This window comes from Pantoea sp. SGAir0215, assembly GCF_043543215.1.
In genome coordinates, this window is the sequence record NZ_CP028031.1 from 150955 (window position 1) to 172130 (window position 21176).

The window sequence follows — 21176 nt, forward strand, 5'->3', positions numbered from 1 at the left end:
TAGAACACAGTGGTTCTGAAAAAAACTGCGTAAAAATTTGCGCACGTAACTTGCCAATTGTACACAATCACCCATGCTTCGCACTAACAACCTGAAGTACTGTATCACGCGCTAAGTGAGGTTCATCACTGTCTAACCAGTGAATGTTCTCCCAGCCACGTAACCAGGTCATCTGCCGTTTAGCGAGTTGCCGGGTTGCGCAAACTCCCCGATAAACCATTTCGTCGTAGTCGATCTCGCCCGCTAAATAAGACCACATCTGGCGATAGCCGACACAACGAATGGAAGGCATATCCGTATGCAAATCACCTCGTGCAAACAGGGCCCGAGACTCCGCTTCAAATCCTGACGCCAACATCTGGTCGAAACGCAACGCGATGCGTTGATGCAACAGCTCGCGGCTCGCGGGGGCGATAGCAAACTGGTGAACATCGTAAGGGAGCGCTTCGCCGGAAATTTTAGTCAGTTCCGTTAAAGTTTTACCCGAAATAAAAAAAACTTCCAGTGCTCGCGAAAGTCTCTGCGGATCATTCGGATGAATACGACTGCCTGCGACCGGATCAATTTCGCAAAGTTGACGATGTAAAGCTTCCCAGCCTTTTTCACTCGCCATTTGCTCTATTTTTTGGCGGACATCCGGATCGGCCGAGGGCAGCGGCGACAATCCTTCAAGTAACGCCTTGAAGTAGAGCATAGTTCCACCAACAAGCAACGGAATTCGTCCATGCTGAACGATATCCGCCATTTCTGCTAACGCGTCTCGCCGAAACTCCGCTGCCGAATAGGCCTCAGCAGGATCGCGAATGTCCAGCAAACGATGGGGTGCCAGCGCCAGCTCCTCCGCAGAAGGCTTCGCCGTACCGATGTTCATCTCTCGATAAATCAGAGCAGAATCTACGCTGATCAGTTCCACCGGCAACTGTTTACGCAGCTCAATCGCTAATGCGGTTTTGCCTGACGCTGTCGGCCCCATCAAAAAAATCGCCTTTGGCCGGCCAGCCTGGTTTAATTCACTCATGCTTCAACGCGTTTATCGCGCTCTCAATCTCGATGGCTTGCAACAAGCCTGAAGGTGGCGATTTCAGCAGCTGCGGACAAAGCCTTTCCAGCTCCGTCAACAGCGTAATCGCCTGGGAGTGATTCCAGTTCTGAGGCTCTGCATCCTCTCGTCGCGCCAGCCACTGGGCCAGTTGCGTCGCAGAGTTCTCTTGCTGTCGGGCGAGATAGCCTAACAGTTCAGGAATCAAGATTTGTAAATTTTGTGTTCGTAACGGTAAAGGCACGGCGCGCAAGATAATGTGGTCGCCCTCCGGATGCAAATCAATGCCCATCTGGTTAAGCAGACTGAGATTGTCCTGTGCCGCCTTGCGCTCTGCCGAGGCGATTTTTAACCGCACAGGAATCAAAAGCGGTTGTGCTTTTAATCCACCTTCCTGCGGCTCTAACTGGGCCTGTTTTAACCACCGCGCCGCCACGGGCAGGGCTAATAACAGTAAAGTCTGGTCCTGCTCCAGCACGGCATACTGATCTGCCAGCACCGTCAGTACGCGACCAAAACTGTGCAGATGCGCTTTCACAGGCGCTGGCGTAATCGTCGCCTCACGTGGCGGCGAGACCGGCGCTTTTGCCGCAGTGGCAGGACGGGCTGCGGTATCCAGCAACTGCTGATAAACCTTGCCTTCACGCGGGCGATAACCCGGCTCTTTACTTTGCCAACCCGCCCCACCGGTTGTGCCACCACTGTTACGCGGCGTTGCCGCAGGCTGGCTGAAATGATTGCCGCCTGCGGCCTGGCGGTTTTCCTGTTGCCAGCGTGGTGCAGGCTCCTCCGCGTGTACGGCTGGCAGAACGGGTGCCGCGCTTTCCTGCAAGACGCTCATGACGCCCTGGTAGATAAAATCATGCACCAGACGTGACTGATGAAAACGCACCTCATGTTTTGCCGGGTGGACGTTGACGTCGACCTGGTGAGGATCGATCGTCAGATAAAGCACATAGGCGGGCTGTTGATCGTCCTGCAACTGGCTCTGAAACGCCTGCCGGATGGCATGGTTGATGAGCTTGTCACGCATCATGCGGCCATTAACATAACAGTACTGGATGTCGCTGATCTGACGAGAACCGGCGGGATCGGCAACCCAGCCGCGCAGAGCTAAATCGTCATGCTGCCAGTCAATCCGCAGTGCGTGCTGCATGAAGGTCGTGCCACAAATCGCGCCAAGGCGACGTTCACGCTGGCGCTCATCGTTAACCGCCCGGTACTGACGCATCAGCTTGCCGTTATGGTTCAGAGAAATCGCCACGTCAAACCGCGCCAGCGCAATGCGACGGATGACTTCATCAATATGACCAAACTCGGTTTTCTCAGTACGCATAAACTTGCGGCGCGCTGGCGTATTGTAAAAAAGGTCAAGGACTTCCAGCGTCGATCCACAGGGATGCGCGGCAGGCTTGAGGGTCACCTGCATATCACGACCTTCCGCGTACGCCTGCCAGGCTTCGCTTTGTTCGGCCGTGCGCGACGTCAGCGTCAGGCGGGAAACCGAGCTGATACTGGCCAGCGCTTCCCCGCGGAACCCCAGGCTCATAATGGCTTCCAGATCGTCCAGCGATGCAATTTTGCTGGTTGCATGGCGAGCCAGCGCCATCGCGAGTTCATCTTTTGCGATACCACAACCGTTATCGCGGATGCGGATGAGTTTTGCACCGCCCTTTTCGATATCCACATCTATTCGCGTTGCCCCCGCATCAAGGCTGTTTTCCACCAGTTCCTTCACAACCGATGCGGGGCGCTCAACCACTTCTCCGGCGGCAATCTGGTTAGCGAGTTGCGGCGGTAAAATTTGTATTGGCATGCGGGATATCCTTGTAGCTGGTTGCCCGGCCTGCTGGCCGGGCCCACAATCAGGATGCAGGGATTTTCAGGTTTTGACCCAACATCACGTTGGTTGATTTCAGGTTATTCGCCTGAAGAATCGATTTCGGGCTGACACCGTAATGGGCGGCGATGCTGCTCAGTGAATCACCACGAACCACCTTATGTCGGATCGGGCGACGGGGAGTCGTTGCAGCTGGCGTTGTCCTGCTGGCTACCGCGCTGGCAGGCACTTTCAGTCGCTGTCCCACCCAGACGACATCGCGCTTCAGGGTATTCATCTGCCGTAACGTTGCCATACTTACGCCATATTTTGCTGCAATACCGGACAGCGTCTCTCCACGTGTCACGGTATGCCGCTGCACAGCGCCCGTATACTGCGTCTCACCGGTAGCCGGATTACTGGCTACGCTGACCGCTGGCGACGAGCCCAGCGGCCGGTTTTCCTCCTTTGGGACCGATTGTAGCGGGTGCGCCAGGAAATAAGCGCGCAGTCCTTTATATATTGACTGTGCAATCTTATCCTGGTGTGCGCTACTGCCGAGCAGTCGCTCCTCCGAGGCATTACTGATAAATCCGGTTTCCACCAGAAGCGACGGAATATCCGGCGAACGCAACACGCCAAGGCTGGCATGCTCCGGTAAACGTTTGTGTAACGACGTCACACCGCGCAACTGTTGGATGACTTTCACCGCAATGTCATATCCGACGCGCTGCGAGTGACCAAACTGGAGATCAAGCACCGCCTGGCTCAGATAAGGATCGGCCTGGCTGTTGGCCAGTAAATCGCCAGCCCCGCCCAGGAGTTCAGACTGTTTCTCTTTTTGCTCCAGCCAGTTCGCCATCTCACTGTTTGCACGACGGTTAGACAAGACCCAGACCGAGGCACCTGTGGCCGCATGGCTGGGGGCAGCATCCGCATGGATAGAGACCAGCACGTTGGCATTCGCTTTACGCGCCACGTCTGACCGGCCCATCACTGAAATAAAGTAGTCGCCATCACGCGTCAATACACCTTTAAACATCGGATCATTGTTTAAAAGCACTTTCAATTTACGCGCAATCGCAATAGTGACGTTTTTCTCTTTCAGGCCGTGCTGCCCAATTGCGCCGGGATCCTGACCGCCATGTCCCGCATCAATGGCGACAATCACCGTATCGTTGCGGCTGGACGTGCCACCCGGTACGGCCGTGCTATTGGTATTGGTTACCGTAGTGACCGGATTCGCATTGAACGGATTGCTGGCATTGCGTTGTCGCGTTCGGGTGGGCTGGGATTCTGCCACGGCAGCAGGTGCGCTGCGCGTAACGGCGGGATGCTTACCCTGAATAGTAAAGACAACGCTGTAATTGCTGCCATTGCGCTGTGTCACTGCGCGGGTTTTTCCCGACTGCGTTAGCTCAAAAACCAGCCGGATACTTTGTTTATCTTTTGGCGTGCTGGTACGAATGCGCTTTACGATGTTATCGCCGCTAAACGTTAAGGGTAGCCCTTTAATCACGCCACTTTGACGGATATCCAGAACAACCCGGTCGGGATTATGTAGGGGAAAATAGGCATAAACCGGCTGGCCAGAAAAACTGAGCGTTACTGTCGCCTGATTCCCGCCATTTGATACCTGAATGTCCGATAAATTAGCGGCAAACAGCGGACCCGCAACCAGTAGCAATCCTGCCACGATAACTGTTTTCATCCATGACATCATGCCGGTGCCCTGCCTTGTTCGATCTGCGTCACCCAGCGCTGTCCCTGCTCGGAATGTGCCACCAGTTCGGCCTCGCGTGCCTCATTGACATAACGCAGCGTTAAGGCGATATCCGGGGAAGGCAAAATACCGGCACCCTGTTGCGGCCACTCCACCAGACAAATCGCGTCATTGGTGAAGTAATCACGAATCCCCATGAACTCGAGTTCTTCCGGATCGGCAAGGCGATAAAGATCAAAATGATAGACAGCACGCCCGTCCAGAACATACGGCTCAACCAGCGTATAGGTCGGACTTTTCACATTGCCCACGTGGCCGGATGCCTGTAAGAAACCGCGGCTGAATGTGGTTTTTCCCGCACCGAGGTCGCCGTAAAGATAGATAACCGCCGCCTTGCCACAGGCATGCGCCAGTTGAGCACCCAGGTCGAGTGTTGCCGCCTCAGTGGGCAAAGGTATAACACAGCTCTTCATGCTTCTTGATTCATCTCTGGATTAACAAACTGCCACAGCAGATCAAATAAGTCTGATGCCAGCATACCGCGCGTGCCCCATAGTGCCGCTCGCTTATCAGCGGCAGCACCGTGAGCGACACAACCTGCGCAGGCAGCATCAAACAGCGCCAATTTTTGTCCCATCAACGAGGCAATAATACCGGTGAGCACATCACCCATACCACCCGATGCCATTCCTGCATTACCCACATCGGCAAAAGCCATCTGACCACTTTCACTGGCAATAATGGTGCCGGCGCCTTTTAAGACCACGACACCACCATAGCGTTTCACCAGTTCCTGTGCAGCATGTAAGCGGTCACTTTCAATTTCGCTGGTTTTAACACCCAGCAAGCGAGCCGCTTCGCCTGGATGCGGCGTTATAATGCGATTCTGACGTTTCTCTGCCTTTATTGCCAGCAAGTTAAGCGCATCAGCATCCCAAAGCATCGGCTTTTCAGCGCTTTTAACCTTCTCCAGTGCATTCTGGCCCCATTCACGCTGTCCCAGCCCCGGTCCAATCGCAATGACATCCGCCCAGGCGATGCCGTCATCCAGGCGCGTATCCGTCAGCTCGTCCACCATCACTTCCGGGCGCGCGGTAAGAATGGGTGCAATATTATCCTTGTGAGTAAGTACTCGCACCAAGCCGCTACCGGTGCGTAGCGCTGCTTCCGCAGACATCCGAATAGCGCCCGCGGTTCCACTGTCCCCACCAATAATCAGCAGGCGGCCCTGATCGCCTTTATGGGAGGTCGCCTTACGCGGCTTAAGCCACTGGCGTAAACTGTGTGCATCGTATCGGGCCATGGGGGGCTGCTGTGCTGCCAGAAAGTCGTGTAAACCCAGACCGGCGAAATAAAGTTGTCCGACACAATCCCGTGCTTTACCGGTGAGCTGTCCGGGTTTTAACGCGATCACGCTCACCGTATGCGTGGCTTCTGTCGCCTCACCCGGCGTCGTGCCGTTTTCTGCCGACAGGCCGGATGGCATATCGATGGCCACGACCGGCGCGCTATGCTCATTGATCTGTGCAATCAGGGTGGATAAAGGCTCAACCGGCGCCCGTGAAACGCCAGTGCCTAACAACGCGTCTACGATCACGTCGACGTTTTCAGGCCAGGCGGCGTCGGGCGCGTGAATTTCGCCGCCCGATTCAAGCCATCCGTCTCGCGCAGTACGCGCTTCGTCGGGTAAAGGTTTACTGCCATCGCACGCCAGCAACGTCACCTGTTTACCTGCAGCCTGAGCCAACCGGGCGACAACATAGCCATCGCCTCCGTTGTTGCCGTGACCGCACAACACCAGCCAGTGCTGAGCTTCTGGCCAGTGCGCCATAATATGTTCATATACCGCCTGACCTGCACGTAACATCAGCTCGTAGAGCGTAATGCCCAGCTCATCTGCCCCCTCGCGCTCAAGTTGTTTCAGCGCCTGCGCAGGCCAGACAGAGTGTGGTAAACTGCCGCGGTTTCTCTTCGGATTCTGGTTAGTCATGTCATACCCTCTGGATCTTGATCAACTCGCTCAACACATTAAGCAGTGGGGACGCGATCTGGGCTTTCAGCAGGTCGGTATTACCGATACCGATCTCAGCGCAGAAGAACCGCGCCTGCAAGCCTGGCTGGATAAGCAGTACCATGGCGAAATGGAATGGATGGCCCGCCATGGAATGATGCGCGCACGTCCGCATGAACTGCTACCCGGCACGCTGAGGGTGATCAGCGTTCGCATGAACTACTTGCCCGCGAAAGCCGCGTTTGCCAGCACGCTGAAAAACCCACAGTTGGGTTATGTCAGCCGTTACGCGCTGGGCCGCGATTACCACAAAGTATTGCGCAATCGCCTGAAAAAGCTTGGAGAAATGATCCAGACGCACTGTGGCGAAAGCCAGTTTCGCCCGTTTGTGGATTCTGCGCCGCTGCTTGAACGCCCGCTGGCGGCTAAAGCCGGACTGGGCTGGACCGGTAAACATTCGCTGATCCTGAATCGTGAAGCCGGTTCGTGGTTTTTTCTGGGTGAACTGCTGATCGATCTGCCCCTTCCCATCGATACGCCGCAGGAAGAACAGTGTGGGCGCTGCGTTGCCTGCATGACCATTTGCCCGACGGGCGCGATTGTTGAGCCCTATACCGTCGATGCGCGACGTTGCATTTCCTACCTGACGATCGAACTCGAAGGAGCTATACCGGAGGAGTTTCGGCCGCTCATGGGAAACCGGATTTATGGCTGTGACGACTGTCAGTTGATTTGCCCCTGGAATCGCTATGGGCAGCTGACTGACGAAGCCGATTTTTCGCCCCGCGCCGCGCTGCATGCCCCAGAGTTAACCGCGCTGTTTCAGTGGGATGAAGCTAAATTCCTGCGCATTACTGAAGGGTCCCCTATTCGGCGCATTGGTTATCAGCGCTGGTCCCGTAATATTGCCGTCGCGCTGGGCAATGCACCCTGGCATACAGAGATCCTTAGCGTCCTTGAGCAACGACGTGGCGAAAGCGATCTGCTGGACGAACATATTGAGTGGGCTATCACGCAACAGTTACATAAGCGAAAAGCGCTGGCGATCGATGTTCAACCCGCGCAGCAAAAACGGCTGGTGAGAGTCATTGAAAAGGGATTACCACGTGATGCCTGATTGCGCAACTGTCCAGAAGGCGCGGATTTCCACATCCTGTGAATAAAAATAAAAACGCGTTGTCATTCAATCGTAATAACACAACTGACAGAAAAGAATAACATAATGAAATATTATTATTTCATTAAAAATCAGCAATTTAAATAAAATTTGTGTTATTTTGCAAATGCGTCTACCGTCTGGCTTAATTCACAAACCTGTGGATAACTCTGTTTAAAACAAAATTTCAGAAGGGCGAAAACGGCACAGACAACGCGATAACGGCTGTGGATAACTGGACTGAATTGTCGTTGATACTGCTGCCAGCCTGACAGGCTGTTAACAAAAACGTGACGATAAATCTGGAGCGGGAAACGAGACTCGAACTCGCGACCCCGACCTTGGCAAGGTCGTGCTCTACCAACTGAGCTATTCCCGCATAGAAGGGCACTGCAAAACACATTTTGGAGCGGGAAACGAGACTCGAACTCGCGACCCCGACCTTGGCAAGGTCGTGCTCTACCAACTGAGCTATTCCCGCATAGTAGGATACTGCTAAACATCATTTGGAGCGGGAAACGAGACTCGAACTCGCGACCCCGACCTTGGCAAGGTCGTGCTCTACCAACTGAGCTATTCCCGCGCCTTGTACCGTCATAAATTCTTCACCGGTACGGGGTGCGCATTATACGAGAAATCGCTGCTGCTGCAAGATGCTGACAACAAAATTTTGCGCTTTTAACGCGTTTGCTGATTATTGCAGCAACATGGCGATTTCCTGTGCACCCTTTGCTGGTTAAAGCTGCAAAAAGTGTTGACGGTAATAAGCAAGCTCGGCAACAGACTCACGAATATCGTCCAGTGCCTGGTGCGAACCCGTCTTTTTGAAGCCTGGCAGGATGTCTGGCTTCCAGCGGCGAGCCAGTTCTTTCAGTGTGCTGACATCCAGATAGCGATAATGGAAGTAGGCTTCCAGCTCCGGCATGTACTTAAACAAAAAACGGCGATCCTGGCCGATACTGTTGCCGCAGATCGGCGAGGTATTGGCTGGCACCCACTGTTTCAGAAATTCGATCGTTGCCTTTTCAGCAGCACGGTCATCTGTCTGGCTGGCCTTAACGCGCGCAACCAGTCCACTGTTAGTATGAGTACGGACGTTCCAGTCATCCATCAGGCTCAGTTGTTCATCAGACTGATGAACCGCCATCACCGGCCCCTCCGCCAGAATATTCAGATCTGCATCAGTCACCAGAGTGGCAATCTCAATGATACGATCGCGTTCCGGATCGAGCCCGGTCATTTCCAAATCAATCCAGATTAAATTATTTTCGTTTCCAGTGGCCATGCTATTACCTGTGGTTGCTGAGTCGTCATTCGTCATCAATAAGGTGTATCATAGACGTTTTGCCCCTGTGGCGAAATCCAGCTAAACCGGTGAGGGTGAGTGAGTAAAAATAAACTGTCGAAAGGTCAACAACGCCGCGTAAGCGCTAACCACGATCGTCGTTTAAATCAGCGCAAAACGCGCCCGGAAGCGGACGATAATTTATTTGGTGAAGATGCTGAGGGCATTGTGGTCAGCCGATTTGGCATGCATGCCGATGTCGAAGACAGTGCGGGCATTACGCATCGCTGCAATATTCGCAGGACGATTCGTTCACTGGTGACGGGCGATCGTGTGGTCTGGCGCCCTGCCCTCAACGGCGGCAAAGGCATTGTTGAAGCGGTGCATGAGCGCACCAGCGTACTGACACGTCCTGATTTTTACGACGGCGTTAAACCTATTGCCGCGAACATCGATCAGATTATTATCGTGTCGGCCATTTTGCCCGAGCTCTCCCTGAACATAATTGACCGCTATCTGGTCGCCAGTGAAACGCTGGATATCGAGCCGCTGCTGGTGCTCAATAAAATCGACCTGCTGGATGATAAAGCCCGCGCGTTTGTCGATGAGCAAATGGCGATCTATCGCAAGATTGGTTATCGGGTCTTAATGGTCTCCAGCCATGAGAAAGCCGGTCTGAGTGAATTGCAGGCGGCATTGATTGACCGGATAAGTATCTTTGCGGGACAGTCCGGCGTCGGCAAGTCGAGCCTGTTGAATGCCCTGCTCGGCTTTGATCAACAGCAAGATACGGCCATTCTGACCAATGACGTGTCCGACGTGTCGGGTCTGGGTCAGCATACGACGACAGCATCCCGGCTTTATCATTTCCCCGACGGCGGCGATGTGATCGATTCGCCCGGCGTTCGTGAGTTCGGTTTATGGCATCTGGAGCCGGAACAAATCACCCGGGGATTTGTCGAATTCCGTGAGTTTTTAGGCGAATGCAAGTTCCGTGACTGCAAACATGGCTCGGACCCTGGCTGTGCCATCCGTGAAGCCGTTGAGCAAGGAAAAATCGACGCATCCCGCTTTGACAACTATCACCGCATTCTGGACAGTATGGCGCAGGTGAAAGTCCGGAAAAACTTTGCTGAGAGTGAAGATTAAGGCCAGTAACAGCGTAGTCGCCATCTGACCGGGGCGCTGCTACAATCCGCCCCCATTTTGTCAATGTTATAAAAGATAGCCAGGAGGCTAGGGTGTTTGATCGTTTTAAACTTGGCTTGAACCACATTCTCCCCAAAAAATGGCTGACTGAACTTGCTGGCTGGGGCGCAAGCCGTCGCGGCGGCTGGCTGACAAAGCTGGTGATTGACGGCTTCGTCTGGTTTTACAAAGTCGATATGACTGAAGCACGTAAACCGGATACCGCCAGTTACCGCACCTTCAACGATTTCTTCGTCCGCCCGTTAAAGGATGAGGCGCGCCCTGTGGATCCGGATGCGAGCCTGATCGCGCTGCCTGCGGACGGTGCCATCAGTCAACTTGGACATATCGAAGGCGACCAGATTTTCCAGGCAAAAGGCCACTACTATACGATCGACGCGCTGCTGGCAGGGAACGAGCAACTGGCCGCGTTGTTTCGTGAGGGTGAATTTATCACGACGTATCTGGCACCGCGTGATTATCACCGCGTCCATATGCCGTGCAACGGCATCCTGCGTGAAATGATTTACGTGCCAGGCGATCTTTACTCAGTGAATCCTCTGACCGCACGCAACATCCCTAACCTGTTTGCCCGTAACGAACGGGTCATTTGTTACTTCGAGACCGATATGGGACCGATGGTACAGATCCTGGTGGGCGCGACTATCGTCGGGAGCATTGAAACCGTTTGGGCTGGCACGGTCACGCCACCACGCGAAGGCATTATCAAACGCTGGCACTATCCGGCCGCCGACCACGACGGTGCCGTTGTTCTGCTTAAAGGCCAGGAAATGGGCCGCTTCAAGCTGGGCTCGACCGTGATTAACCTGTTTGCGCCTGGCCGTGTCAGGCTGGCAGAAAGCCTTGAGGCCGAAAGCAAAGTCCGGATGGGACAACCTATGGCGGTCGCCCTGCCTCTGGCCACCGCACCGTCTGACGCTGTCGAATAAGAGTAAGCCCTGTGTTCGTACGCGCGTTCCTCTGTTTGCTGCTGAGCCTGGGGCTCAGCAGTACTACGTTTGCCGCCAGCCTGCCAGATGCCAGCCAGCTCAGACAACAGCTGGAAGAAGTCAAGTCCGCTAAAAACGCCACTTCGCAAACCGATCAGATTCAGTCGCTTGAAGCTGCACTGGCGGCCCTTTCTGAACGTGATGATGCCGTTGAGCGCGCGCAGCAGTATCAACAGGTCATTGATGATTTTCCGCGTCTGGCACGCGAGCTGAGACAGCAAATCGCCTCACTCAACGACAGTGTGAAGACGGTACGCAGCACAATGAGCAGTGCCGAGCTGGAACAAGAGATTCTGCAAATCAGCAGTCAGCTGATTGAGGAAGGACGCCAGGCTCAACAGGAGCAGGATCGGGCCCGCGAGATCAGCGATTCCCTGTCACAACTGCCGCAGCAGCAAACGGAAGCACGTCGGGCGCTGACGGAGAGCGAGCGACGTCTGCAGAGCGCGGGCAGCCCTGCCACGCCAGCCGGCCAGGCACAGCTGATGGCCCGTCAGGCAGAAAATGCCGCGAATAAGGCCCGGGTGGATGAGTTTGAGCTGGCGCAGCTGTCGGCAAATAACCGTCAGGAACTGGCGCGCATGCGCGCCGAAGTCCACCAGCGTAAGGTCACCCAGCTCGATAATTATCTCCAGGCGCTGCGTAATCAACTTAATGAGCAACGTCAGCGCGAGGCAGAAACTGCACTGGCCCGGACAGAACAGCTGGCGGAAAACAGCGGTGATCTGCCGCCAGCGATCAGTAAACAATTTCACGTTAACCGTGAGTTATCTGGCGCACTAAATCAGCAGGCGCAGCGAATGGACCTGGTGGCCTCACAACAACGCCTCGCTACCAATCAAATCATTCAGGTCCGCCAGGCACTGTCCACGTTACGGGAACAATCTCAATGGCTGGGCGCATCCAGTCTTCTCGGTGATGCTCTTCGCGCGCAGGTCGCACGATTACCTGACATGCCGAAGTCTCAGCAGATCGACAATGAGATGGCCCAGCTTCGTGTTCAGCGACTGCATTATGAGGATTTGCTCGAACAGCAAAACGTATTGCGTAAGGCCCATCAGCCCGACGGACAGCCTTTTACCAGCGAACAAAAGCGGATTCTGGATGCGCAGCTTAAAACGCAACGCGAACTGCTTAACTCGTTGATTTCGGGCTGCGATACGCTGATTCTGGAAATCACCAAGCTGAAAGTGGCGAACACGCAGCTACAGGATGCGCTAACCGAAGTTAAAGACGCGACGCACCGCTACCTGTTCTGGACGGCCGATGTCAGCCCGATTTCGTTGAGTTATCCCCTTGATGTGGCTAACGGCCTGTCTCACCTGCTGACGCTGGACACACTGGGGCAGCTCGGTAAAGCGCTGGCCATGATGTTTACCAGCCGCAGCACTGTATTACCTATTCTCGGTGCGGTGCTGCTGGTCGGCTTCAGTCTCAGTACCCGTCGTCACTTCAATGCTTTTCTTGAACGCTCAGCCAGTAAAGTCGGTAAGGTGACGCAGGATCGTTTTCGCCTGACAATCCGTACCGTGTTCTGGTCGATTCTGGTGGCGCTGCCGCTGCCGGTACTCTGGGCTACGCTGGGATACGGCCTGCAAAATGCCTGGCCCTATCCTGTCGCCGTGGCGATAGGCGACGGCATCACCGCCACCTTACCTTTGCTGTGGATCTTTATGGTCAGCGCACAGTTTGCGCGCCCGAACGGCCTGTTCATCGTGCATTTCCGCTGGCCTCAGGTGCGTGTTGCACGCGCGATGCGCTATTACTCGTTGAGTATTGGCCTGATCGTGCCGCTGATCATGTTGCTGATTACCTTCGATAACCTTGACGATCGCCTGTTCTCCGCCACCCTGGGGCGGCTGTGCTTTATTTTGATCTGTGGCGCGCTCAGTATTGTGACGGTAAGCCTGAAGCGTGCAGGCATACCGCTTTATCTCGATAAAGAGGGCAGCGGCGAGAATATGATTAACCGCCTGCTGTGGAATCTAATGATCGCTATTCCACTGGTAGCCGCCCTTGCGTCAATGACGGGCTATCTTGAAACCGCGCAGGCGCTGCTCGCCCGTCTGGAAACCTCTGTGGCGATCTGGTTTTTCCTGCTGGTGATTTACCACATCATTCGCCGCTGGATGCTGATTCAGCGACGCAGGCTGGGCTTTGATCGCGCACGCCAACGCCGTGCCGATATGCTCGCCAACCGTGCGCGCAACGAAGAGGAGAAAGATCAGGCCGCACAAAATACTGACGTAATTGAAATTGAAGAGCCTGTTATCGACCTGGACGCCATCAGTGCCCAGTCGCTGCGTCTGGTACGCTCCATTTTGACACTTATCGCGCTGGTATCGGTCATCGTCCTGTGGTCAGAAATCCACTCTGCATTTGGTTTCCTTGAAAATATTCGTCTGTGGGACGTGAATACCTCCGTTCAGGGCGTCGAAAGCATTCAACCTATTACGCTGGGTGCCGTCCTGATTGCCATTCTGGTATTCGTGATTACCACACAACTGGTGCGCAATATGCCGGCTCTGCTTGAGCTTGCGTTACTGCAGCATCTTGATTTGTCACCGGGCACCGGTTATGCCATCACCACGCTGACAAAATATGTGCTGTTGCTGATCGGTGGCTTGCTGGGCTTCTCACTCATTGGCATTGAGTGGTCAAAACTACAATGGCTGGTTACCGGTCTGGGCGTCGGGCTGGGATTTGGTCTGCAGGAGATTTTCGCGAACTTTATTTCCGGCCTGATTATCCTGTTTGAAAAACCGATTCGTATCGGTGATACCGTGACCATCCGCGACCTTACCGGCAGCATTACGCGCATCAATACCCGCGCAACCACGATCACTGACTGGGATCGCAAAGAGATTATCGTGCCCAATAAGGCGTTCATTACTGAGCAGTTTGTTAACTGGTCGCTTTCCGATTCCGTCACGCGTGTGGTGCTGACCATCCCTGCCCCCGCAACCGTTAGCAGTGAAGAAGTCACTACCCTGCTTAAACAGGCGGCAGAGCGCTGCAGCTATGTGCTGGATACACCGCCACCTGAAGTGTTCCTGGTGGATTTACAGCAGGGAATTCAGTTGTTTGAACTGCGCGTGCATGCGGCGGAAATGGGCCATCGAATGCCGCTTCGCCATGAACTGCATCAGCTTATTTTACATGGCTTTGCAGAGCATGGCATTGAAATGCCGTTCCCGCCGTTCCAGATGCGTGTAGAAGCGCTGAGCCGAAAAACGCCGACAGGTAATAGCGCATCGACCACCCGAACGTTCCGCTCAGGTGGGCTCTGAGAATAAAAATTGCCGTAACGGGCCGGTTAAGAGCGGATTGGTGCGCAGCGAGACAGCGCGTAATCTTGTTCAGGTTAGGTATCAGAACGCAATAAAAAACGCCCGGTCGAACCGGGCGTTATGTTGTCTGAAACGCTTTATTGCTTCACAAAGGCTTCGCCCTGCGCGATATCTTTTTTCAGCGTTTCAAGCATGCCTTCCAGTGCCTGCTGTTCAAACGGACTTAATGCGCCGATGGGCTTGCGCTCAGCAACCCCATTCTTGCCCAGCAGCAGCGGTTGAGAGAAGAAGCGGGCATACTTTCCTTCACCTTCAACATAAGCACATTCCACTACGTTCGCTTCGCCATTCAATGCACGCACCAGCGATAATCCAAAACGGGCAGCTGCCTGGCCCATAGACAATGTAGCAGAGCCGCCACCGGCCTTGGCCTCAACGACCTCAGTACCCGCATTCTGGATACGTTTGGTCAGGTCAGCCACTTCCTGCTCACTGAAGCTGACGCCCGGCACCTGAGACAACAATGGCAGGATGGTCACACCGGAATGCCCACCGACGACAGGCACTTCAACTTCGCCAGGTTGTTTACCTTTAAGCTCCGCAACGAAGGTGTTTGCACGGATGATGTCCAACGTAGTGACACCGAACAGACGATTCTTATCGTAGACGCCGTGTTTTTTGAGCACTTCCGCCGCAATCGCCACGGTCGTATTAACAGGGTTGGTAATGACACCAATCAGCGCCTTAGGGGCGGTAGTCGCCACCTGCTCGATCAGGTTGCTGACGATGCCGGCGTTAACATTAAAGAGATCCGCACGATCCATGCCCGGTTTGCGTGCCACACCCGCGGAAATAAGCACAACGTCGGCCCCTTTCAGGGCTGGTTTGGCATCCTCACCGCTGAACCCCTGCACCTTTACTGCGGTGGGAATATGGCTGAGATCTACTGCCACGCCCGGCGTGACAGGCGCGATATCGTAAAGAGACAGTTCTGAACCTGCTGGAAGCTGGGTTTTGAGTAGAAGTGCGAGCGCCTGGCCTATGCCACCCGCGGCACCGAGAACGGCAACTTTCATTCATAACTCCTTATTAAGGTGGGGCAGAGAAGATCCGATATTCCATCTGTATCAGAGCGTAACCAACGGCTCAGTGGATGACGTTTGTCCGGTGCCTGCTCTACCTGCTTCAATACAGAAGCGCCGGATAAAAAATGACACATCATCTTCCTGTCCCTTACTCGCCAGGTTACTCACGCGAGTCAGGCAATTCCCGGTTCAGGCTTACTTTAGTAACAAATGATGAAGGCATCATTCTCACTAACAGGCTGTAAACATTATACCCGTGAACTGGCAACCGTATTATCCGCAGAAAGAGATCGGCAATGTACATTTTTATTTTCTTACCTCATCAATAATATAACACCTTTGCAACCTTTGCCTTTTCAGGCTGTGAGCTGGGTTTTGGTCTGAGGAGATTCTTTGCTATTATCGCCGCCCGCGATGATGACCTCGCAGTACAATTAACAACCGATTGCATAAAAATTCATTTATATGCATAATAATGTCTTTGCTGCGGCCTGGTTCGCGGTTTGTCTTACGTATACTGGTAAATTATGCGAAACCCATCGAAACAAGACGATCTGATTAAAGCCTTCAAGGCATTATTAAAAGAAGAAAAATTCAGCTCTCAGGGCGAGATTGTTCAGGCGCTTCAGGAAGACGGCTTCGAGAACATTAATCAGTCAAAAGTTTCTCGTATGCTGACGAAATTTGGCGCGGTGCGCACCCGCAATGCCAAAATGGAAATGGTTTACTGTTTACCTGCGGAACTGGGCGTGCCGACTACCACCAGTCCTCTGAAGAATCTGGTGCTTGATATTGACTATAACGATGCTCTGGTCGTGATTCATACCAGCCCGGGTGCCGCACAGTTAATTGCGCGTTTACTTGACTCATTAGGTAAGTCCGAAGGCATCCTGGGCACGATTGCAGGAGACGACACCATTTTTATCACGCCAGCACGCGCCTTTACTGTCAGGCAACTGCACGATGCTATTCTGGTATTGTTTGAACAAGAACTTTAGCCTTTATCTCTGACCGGCAGCGCATCTGCCGGTTGATCTGCAGCGCGTCCCTCCTTGTGTTCTCTTCTGTTTAAACGCTCTATTATCAACGAGTTGAGCCTATCTCATTGCCGCTATTTACCTTGTACTATTGGTCATACCCTTTATCCTGACTACTTTTCCACGATATTTTATACTGCTCTACACCTCATCGATGGTGCTATCCTTTGAGGTTGTGTTCACAAGCAGCCTGATCGACCATAAATTTCCGCACCAAAAGTTAAAGTTGCGCATCTTACTGTTTTTATAAGTAATTACCTGCCAAAGGCCGTTTTTTAACCGCTTTTAATAACGTTTAGTTATAAAAAAATCCCATAAGGTTAAAGTATGACTACAAAACATTATTAGGCAGATATTAATTTCTGCCGTTATTAGTCCTATACTTACTTTCGTGATGTGAATCACACTAATAAAAAAGAAGAACAGCCACGACGAGGACATCTTTCATGAAAATTAAAACTACCATCGCTGCTTTAAGCATTCTCTCTGCCCTGTCATTTGGTGCATCTGCAGCTGAATATGTTTCTGCTGCGGATGCTCAGAATCTGCACTCTGTCGGCACTGTGAGCGTTAGTGGTGTCGCCGGTGCGCCATCAGATATCAGACAGCAACTGAGTGAGAAAGCGGATCAACACGGCGCTAAAGCTTTTCGTGTTATCGAGGCTTACAACGATGGCAACTATCACGCCACCGCTGAGTTGTACAAATAAAAGCGTTTGAACTGACAGGTAACCAGATGAGACCACATGATCACTGGTTAATTAACATTGCTGGAGAAGAGTAATGAAAACCACATTAACCTTTGCCGCCCTGAGTTTGGCTTCGCTCCTGTCCTTTGGTGCCCATGCCGCCAGCCCGGTAACAAATCAACAGGCGCAGGAGATGAACCTGCAGCCTCTGAATCAAACCATCACCGTCAGCGGCATCGACGGCGATCAGACGAATGTTCGCCAGGTTCTGTCTCAAAAGGCAGATGCCCAGGGTGCGGGTCACTATCGCGTCATTGAAAATAATCGCGACGATACGTTCCACGTTACCGCTGAACTTTATAAGTAATGCATCGACGGCAATCGTGCCGTATCTGAAATTAATCGACAACCCGCTCTATGTTTTGACTCCGTAGGTTGTTGACAGTTATGAGGAAATAAACATGAACATCAAAGTAACCATCGCAACAGTAAGTCTTCTTTCTGCTATGACATTCGGCGCTTCCGCTGCACAGCTGGTGACCGCCGAACAAGCACAGAACTTACAACCTGCCGGAACCGTAAGCATCAGCGGTGTAGCAGGCTCTCCGATTGATTATCGTGCTCAGCTGTCTCAAAAAGCTGATGAGCAAGGCGCAAGCGCTTACAAAATCATTGAAGCAAATACCGGTGACAGCTATCACCTCACCGCACAGCTTTATAAATAGTTCCTCGTCTGTTCATGACGAACCCTTTAGCCCCGATCGCCGGGGCTTTTTTCTGTCTGAAACGGCGAGGCAGAACCTGACAGCCGTAAGGCGCAGGAAAACGGACATCGGCTAACGATCGTGCCAGCGGCACAACACTCAGGCGCGTTAAAAGAAAGGAACTGGCTTTCGCATGAGGTGCTCTGACGCGAAATGGGTGACGTATTTAATGACAGAGTTGCGCTAAGTCGTCATCAGAGAGTGCTGTCATCTCGGCGACAACACGGGGATGCAAACCATTTTGCAGCATCGTGCGTGCGATCTTCAGCGCGGCCGCACGCTCTCCCTCGCTGCGTCCTTTCTCCAGTCCACGTTGCTCACCGAGCTGAATTCCTTCTTTTAAACCTTGCTGAATACCCTTTTCAATGCCTTTCTGCTCAAGCTGCTGTGCAATAGTCATCAATGCATCCTCATGTTGCGGTACTCGCTGTGCCAGCGTCCTGACGAAAATGTCGGCGTCGGCTGTTTCGCCTGCCTGCAAGAGATAGTGTACCAACGATATCACTTGCGATGAAGAGAGATATCCAGCCAGTAAGACGGGGGCCAGCTTATCGATGAGTTCTGTCAACTCTCTTTGATGTATATGCTTTTGCAGCAATGTTAAAGCCGCCATGCTGCGGTGACCGATAATGTCCTCATCCGGAATAACCGTCACGTCCACCAGCGGAAAAGCGTTGCCATACAGTTCACTGGCGAGCACGGGCATTGCAAACTCATCAAGCCAGCGGGTACTGTAAGGATACGGGCTACGTTTGCCGCTATAGAACAGAACCGGGATGACTAACGGTAGCCGTTTGTTCCCTGCGTCAAGATGCCGCTGCATTGCCGCAATGGCATAGCGCATCAGTCTGAACGCCATATGCTTATCCGGTGATGACTGGTGTTCGATTAAGACATGGATGTAGCCATCCTCTCTGCTTGTAGTTTTCATGCTATACAGCATATCGCTGAAATATTGCCGCAGATCCTCCTCCACAAAAGCACCCGATTCCAGTTTTAATGTATTCAGATCGCACAGGGCGAGCAGCGCTGCGGGAAGGTGCAGTTCCATAAAATCACGGGCAATCGTAGGCTGGGACAAAAATTGCCGGAAAGTCGCATCATGTGGCGTGGGCGTGCCTCTTTTACTTTTCATGTGACCTGTCCTGATGATTGGCGGGCAGAGTATCACGACCAGAAAAAGCGAGGCGTCAGCAAGCATTAACGTTGCGAGGATGCTCGAGAAATAATGTTTACTTACGCGGACAAGGCATTAAGCCTGATGATCACAGCCGACCTTAGCGTGTTGAAGATGAGAGCACGTTAAACTGCAGTTGCCCTTCCAGTTCCTCCTCCGCCTCGTCGAACAGCAGAATCAAGGCACCGTAGCGCCGCTTCTGTCCCTGCCCCAGGTTCACAAACTCTATTTTGATGGGCAAAGGTAGCCCTCTGCAGACAATCACATCCCACAATCCATCCAAATCGCAGATATAGCGCGCTTTCAGGGAAAAGCGTTCACAGAACTGCCGGAAGAAATGGGCCTGATCGACAATCTCATTAAAATCAAAACGCTCGACTCTCATACAGGTGACTCCTGTTATTCGTCGCTGGGCGGCCCGGTGCCGCCCAGATAGCCGTTTAACTTAAACCGCCAAGGTGCAGCGCTTTGACCTCAAGGTACTCTTCCATTCCCAGCACCGATCCTTCCCGGCCCAGTCCCGACGCTTTCACTCCGCCGAAGGGGGCCAGCTCTGTCGAGACGGCACACTCATTGATGCCTATCATCCCACTTTCCAGCGCCGAGGAAACGCGGAAGACGCGTTGCAGATTCTGCGTATAGAAATACGCCGCCAGCCCGTATTCGGTTTGGTTCGCCCGACGAATAACCTCGTCTTCATCATCAAACCGGAAGCACGCCGCAACCGGGCCAAATGTTTCTTCCTGAGCCAGCTTCATGCCTTCATGCGCATCGACGATGACCGTAGGCTGCCAGAAATTGCCGCCCAGCGCATGTCGCTTACCGCCCGCGAGCACCTTGCCACCCTGGGCAACCGCATCGTTAACATGTTCTTCCACTTTTTCTAACGCCGAACGCTCAATTAACGGTCCGACAATGACGCCGCTTTCCATACCGTTACCCACTTTGAGTTTATTGACCTCATCTGCCAGTTGGGTTGTGAAACGCTCATAGATCGCATTGTGAACAAAAAAACGGTTTACGCTGACGCACACCTGGCCCGCGTTACGGAATTTATTGGCGATAGCGCCCTGAACGGCAGCATCGATATCCGCATCCTCAAACACGATATAGGGCGCGTTGCCCCCCAACTCCATCGACACTTTTTTCATGGTCTCGGCCGCATTGCGCATCAACGTTTTGCCCACCGCCGTCGAACCGGTGAACGAGATTTTACGTACGGCGTTGCTCGCCATAATCGCATCGCTGATAGCATGCGTATCCCCTGCCACGCCGTTAAGCACGCCGTCCGGGATACCGGCTTTCTTTGCCAAAGCCAGCAAGGCAAACGCAGAAAGCGGCGTATTGTTGGCAGGCTTGATGATCCCTGTACATCCAGCTGCCAACGCCGGACCTAACTTACGGGTCAACATGGCCATCGGGAAGTTCCACGGGGTGATCGCCGCTACAACACCAACGGGTTCCCGCGTGGCCAGGATACGTGATCCCGCTTTAGCAGGCGGAATGATTTCACCATTGGCTCGTTTGGCCTGCTCGGCAAACCACTGGATGAAACTGGCGGCGTACTCAACCTCGCCTTCCGCTTCTTTAAGCGGTTTGCCCTGCTCCGTTGTCATGAGCTCAGCAAGCCAGCGTTTGTTTTCAATGATTAACGTATACCAGCGGTAAAGCAGCGCTGAACGCGCTTTAGCCGTCTGCGCCCGCCAGGCGGGAAAGGCGTCTTGTGCAGCCTTAATCGCGTCTTCGGTTTCCTTTTTACCGGCTTTCGCCACCTGAGCAACAACGTCCCCCGTTGCAGGATTGGTTACGTCAAAAGTCGACGTCGTCCTCAGCCACTGCCCGTTGACTAAATAGCCGGTCTGGAACAGTTCGCTGTCTTGCAGTGAAGAAGGCATCTGCGTTA

Annotated in this window: 18 protein-coding genes and 3 tRNA genes; 8 read left to right on the forward strand and 13 right to left on the reverse strand. The window is 53.3% G+C overall.

All coding sequences use genetic code 11. From position 1 onward, the window contains the following. Nucleotides 1-67: 67 nt before the first annotated feature. Genes miaA through nnr form a run of 5 tightly spaced genes read right to left on the reverse strand, consistent with a single transcriptional unit; the run spans nucleotide 68 to nucleotide 6571 of the window. Entirely contained in the window at nucleotides 68-1018 is a 951-nt protein-coding gene (gene miaA / locus C1N64_RS00775) for a tRNA (adenosine(37)-N6)-dimethylallyltransferase MiaA (RefSeq protein ID WP_006120944.1), read from the reverse strand. Further along, nucleotides 1011-2855, reverse strand: coding sequence for a DNA mismatch repair endonuclease MutL (gene mutL / locus C1N64_RS00780; RefSeq protein ID WP_033740041.1), 1845 nt, complete (start codon nucleotides 2853-2855; stop codon nucleotides 1011-1013). Before mutL ends, miaA begins: the two co-directional genes overlap by 8 nt. A gap of 49 nt (nucleotides 2856-2904) precedes the next feature. Then, the gene (gene amiB / locus C1N64_RS00785; protein ID WP_006120946.1) at nucleotides 2905-4581 is read right to left on the reverse strand and encodes an N-acetylmuramoyl-L-alanine amidase AmiB; all 1677 of its coding nucleotides are present in this window, start codon (nucleotides 4579-4581) and stop codon (nucleotides 2905-2907) included. After that, nucleotides 4578-5054, reverse strand: coding sequence for a tRNA (adenosine(37)-N6)-threonylcarbamoyltransferase complex ATPase subunit type 1 TsaE (tsaE, locus tag C1N64_RS00790; protein WP_033740042.1), 477 nt, complete (start codon nucleotides 5052-5054; stop codon nucleotides 4578-4580). Before tsaE ends, amiB begins: the two co-directional genes overlap by 4 nt. After that, entirely contained in the window at nucleotides 5051-6571 is a 1521-nt protein-coding gene (gene nnr, locus C1N64_RS00795; RefSeq protein ID WP_058702690.1) for a bifunctional ADP-dependent NAD(P)H-hydrate dehydratase/NAD(P)H-hydrate epimerase, read from the reverse strand. The genes tsaE and nnr overlap by 4 nt, the downstream gene beginning before the upstream one ends. Here nnr and queG point away from each other — a divergent pair. Next, nucleotides 6570-7709 (forward strand): tRNA epoxyqueuosine(34) reductase QueG, encoded by a 1140-nt coding sequence (gene queG / locus C1N64_RS00800; RefSeq protein ID WP_033740044.1) that lies wholly within the window; start codon nucleotides 6570-6572, stop codon nucleotides 7707-7709. The two genes, nnr and queG, sit on opposite strands and share 2 nt — an antisense overlap. A 342-nt stretch (nucleotides 7710-8051) precedes the next feature. Here queG and C1N64_RS00805 read toward each other — a convergent pair. The 4 genes from C1N64_RS00805 to orn all read right to left on the reverse strand — a co-directional run bounded on the left by C1N64_RS00805 (nucleotide 8052) and on the right by orn (nucleotide 9033). Then, nucleotides 8052-8127, reverse strand: a tRNA-Gly gene (locus C1N64_RS00805). A 26-nt stretch (nucleotides 8128-8153) separates the two neighbouring features. Next, a tRNA-Gly gene (locus C1N64_RS00810) sits at nucleotides 8154-8229 on the reverse strand. Between the two features lie 26 nt (nucleotides 8230-8255). Then, nucleotides 8256-8331 (reverse strand) — tRNA-Gly (locus tag C1N64_RS00815). A 153-nt stretch (nucleotides 8332-8484) separates the two neighbouring features. Beyond that, nucleotides 8485-9033 carry an oligoribonuclease gene (orn, locus tag C1N64_RS00820; protein WP_006120954.1) on the reverse strand — a complete coding sequence of 183 codons (549 nt, stop codon included), beginning with the start codon at nucleotides 9031-9033 and terminating at the stop codon, nucleotides 8485-8487. A gap of 99 nt (nucleotides 9034-9132) precedes the next feature. On the opposite strand from orn, the gene rsgA reads away from it, so the two are divergent. From rsgA to mscM, 3 genes are all read left to right on the forward strand, one after another. After that, the gene (rsgA, locus tag C1N64_RS00825) at nucleotides 9133-10182 is read left to right on the forward strand and encodes a small ribosomal subunit biogenesis GTPase RsgA (protein WP_054633010.1); all 1050 of its coding nucleotides are present in this window, start codon (nucleotides 9133-9135) and stop codon (nucleotides 10180-10182) included. A gap of 92 nt (nucleotides 10183-10274) precedes the next feature. After that, complete coding sequence (gene asd, locus C1N64_RS00830; protein ID WP_033740050.1) at nucleotides 10275-11171, forward strand: archaetidylserine decarboxylase; 897 nt, start codon at nucleotides 10275-10277, stop codon at nucleotides 11169-11171. A gap of 11 nt (nucleotides 11172-11182) precedes the next feature. Beyond that, nucleotides 11183-14521: a miniconductance mechanosensitive channel MscM gene (gene mscM / locus C1N64_RS00835; protein WP_006120960.1), complete on the forward strand. Its 3339-nt coding sequence runs from the start codon at nucleotides 11183-11185 to the stop codon at nucleotides 14519-14521. 137 nt (nucleotides 14522-14658) lie between these two features. On the opposite strand, the gene mdh is transcribed toward mscM, so the two are convergent. Beyond that, nucleotides 14659-15597, reverse strand: coding sequence for a malate dehydrogenase (mdh, locus tag C1N64_RS00840; RefSeq protein ID WP_006120961.1), 939 nt, complete (start codon nucleotides 15595-15597; stop codon nucleotides 14659-14661). 536 nt (nucleotides 15598-16133) lie between these two features. Between mdh and argR the strand changes: the two genes are divergently transcribed. The 4 genes from argR (at nucleotide 16134) to yhcN (C1N64_RS00860) (ending at nucleotide 18057) form a co-directional block, all read left to right on the forward strand. Then, nucleotides 16134-16604, forward strand: a complete 471-nt coding sequence (argR, locus tag C1N64_RS00845) for a transcriptional regulator ArgR (RefSeq protein WP_006120962.1) — start codon at nucleotides 16134-16136, stop codon at nucleotides 16602-16604. Nucleotides 16605-17089: 485 nt separating this feature from the next. After that, the gene (gene yhcN / locus C1N64_RS00850) at nucleotides 17090-17353 is read left to right on the forward strand and encodes a peroxide/acid stress response protein YhcN (RefSeq protein ID WP_039341751.1); all 264 of its coding nucleotides are present in this window, start codon (nucleotides 17090-17092) and stop codon (nucleotides 17351-17353) included. 73 nt (nucleotides 17354-17426) lie between these two features. After that, complete coding sequence (locus tag C1N64_RS00855; protein WP_006120964.1) at nucleotides 17427-17699, forward strand: YdgH/BhsA/McbA-like domain containing protein; 273 nt, start codon at nucleotides 17427-17429, stop codon at nucleotides 17697-17699. 94 nt (nucleotides 17700-17793) lie between these two features. Next, nucleotides 17794-18057: a peroxide/acid stress response protein YhcN gene (yhcN, locus tag C1N64_RS00860; RefSeq protein WP_367143598.1), complete on the forward strand. Its 264-nt coding sequence runs from the start codon at nucleotides 17794-17796 to the stop codon at nucleotides 18055-18057. A gap of 205 nt (nucleotides 18058-18262) precedes the next feature. Here the strand turns inward: yhcN (C1N64_RS00860) and C1N64_RS00865 are convergent, their stop codons facing one another. The 3 genes from C1N64_RS00865 to C1N64_RS00875 all read right to left on the reverse strand — a co-directional run bounded on the left by C1N64_RS00865 (nucleotide 18263) and on the right by C1N64_RS00875 (nucleotide 21168). Further along, entirely contained in the window at nucleotides 18263-19231 is a 969-nt protein-coding gene (locus C1N64_RS00865) for an Rpn family recombination-promoting nuclease/putative transposase (protein WP_058702691.1), read from the reverse strand. Between the two features lie 142 nt (nucleotides 19232-19373). Further along, nucleotides 19374-19658: a barstar family protein gene (locus C1N64_RS00870; protein WP_033740055.1), complete on the reverse strand. Its 285-nt coding sequence runs from the start codon at nucleotides 19656-19658 to the stop codon at nucleotides 19374-19376. A 55-nt stretch (nucleotides 19659-19713) separates the two neighbouring features. Then, nucleotides 19714-21168 carry an NAD-dependent succinate-semialdehyde dehydrogenase gene (locus C1N64_RS00875; RefSeq protein ID WP_033740056.1) on the reverse strand — a complete coding sequence of 485 codons (1455 nt, stop codon included), beginning with the start codon at nucleotides 21166-21168 and terminating at the stop codon, nucleotides 19714-19716. Between the last annotated feature and the right edge of the window lie 8 nt (nucleotides 21169-21176).